This is a genomic window from Paeniglutamicibacter sp. MACA_103, assembly GCF_045798555.1.
Classification (GTDB): domain Bacteria; phylum Actinomycetota; class Actinomycetes; order Actinomycetales; family Micrococcaceae; genus Paeniglutamicibacter.
The window spans coordinates 1-1,658 of sequence record NZ_JBIXLN010000105.1 but is presented as its reverse complement, the minus strand read 5'-3'; the positions used below and the strand labels follow the sequence as shown (position 1 = coordinate 1,658).

The window sequence follows — 1,658 nt, the reverse complement described above, 5'->3', positions numbered from 1 at the left end:
GGCCGTCCGGGACACACTGCAAATCGACGGCCCTTCGGCGGTAGGCTCTTGGCATGCCTGATGATTCCACCGCCTCCCCGACCGCGCCCGAAACCACGCCCAAGCCCGATGTCGTGGACGACTTCGTCACCCGGAGCCACCGCACCGCCTCCGGGCTGCGCTACACCAGCACCACCGGCCGCATGGTGCTGCGCAAGGAAGAGGACGCCGAGGGGAAGACCAACGGCTTCAATGCCAAGGCCGAGATCTTCCTGGTGTCCTACACCGCCGACTCCGAGGAGGCCCCCGCCGCCGGCGCAACGGCCAAGCCGCGCGCCAAGAAGCCGGCCGGCCCGCCCGCGGCCAACCGCCGACCGGTGGTGTTCGCCTTCAACGGCGGCCCCGGCTCCGCCAGCCTGTGGCTGCACATGGGGCTGCTCGGCCCGCGCATCGTGGATTCCGGGGACGTGGGAAGCATGGCCGCGGCGCCCTACGGCGTCGTCGACAACCCCGAGTCATTGCTCGAGCACGCGGACGTGGTGATGATCGATCCGGTGAACACCGGTTTCTCGCGCGTAGTGGCCGGCGGCACCACCGACGAATTCCACGCCTTCGAGGCCGACCGCGACCTGGTTGCCGAGGTCATCCGGCTCTGGATCACCCGCAACCAGCGCTGGCTCTCCCCCAAGTACCTCATCGGCGAATCGTACGGGACGATGCGCGCGGTGGCGGTGGCCCGGCGCCTGCAGGAGGCCCACGGGCTGGCCGTCAACGGGTTGGGCCTGATCTCCACGGTGCTGAACCTCTCCACCCTGGACTTCGCCCCGGGCAACGACACCCCCTACGCCCTGCACCTGCCGACCTATGCGGCGATCGCGCACTACCACGGGCGTCACGGCAACCGCCCGCTTGAGGAGGTCGTGCGGGACGCCGAGGACTACGCCTCCGGCGACTACGTGGTGGCGCTGCACCTGGGCAACCGGCTCTCCAAGCGCAAGTACGACTCCGTGGTCAAGCACCTGGCCGAGCTCACCACGCTGTCCGAATCCTTCATCCGGCGCACCAACCTGCGCTGGGAGTACATGGAGTTCGCCACCGAGCTACTGCGCGAGAACGGGCTGATGGTCGGGCGCATCGACGGCCGCTTCACCGGCGTGCCCCCGCGCCTGCAGGAATCGCACACCTGGGACGACCCCTCGCTGCGCGCCATCACCCCGGCCTATGCCGCCGCCATCAACCACTACGTGCGCGCGGAGCTGGGCTACGAGTCCGACCTGCCCTACGAGGTGCTCACCGGACGGGTGCACCCCTGGAGCTACGACGGGTTCGAGGGCAAGCCGATCGACGTGACCCGGGACCTGGAGCGGCTGCTCATCGACATCCCCGAGCTGCGCGTGCACGTGGACTACGGCTACCACGACGGGGCCACCCCGCACTTCGCCGCCGAGTACGTGTGGGCGCACCTGGAAGTGCCGGCAGCGGCCCGGACCCGCTTCACGCACCACTACCACGCGGCCGGGCACATGATGTACCTGGATCCGGCGGTGCGTTCAACGCAGCTGGCGGCCCTGGCCGAGTTCGTCACCCGGGCATAGACAGGCGGGGGGCGGCCCCCCCCCCGGGGGCGGGCGGGGCCCCCACGGGGGGGGGGGGGGGGGGGGGGGCGGGGGGGGGGCCCG

The 1,658-nt window shown here is 70.9% G+C and carries 1 protein-coding gene; it reads left to right on the top strand.

Going from position 1 to position 1,658, the window contains the following annotated elements:
• Positions 1–53 precede the first annotated feature (53 nt).
• On the top strand, positions 54–1,574 hold the full coding sequence (locus ACIPVK_RS21720; protein WP_407614059.1) for a S10 family peptidase: 1,521 nt from the start codon (positions 54–56) through the stop codon (positions 1,572–1,574).
• Positions 1,575–1,658 lie beyond the last annotated feature (84 nt).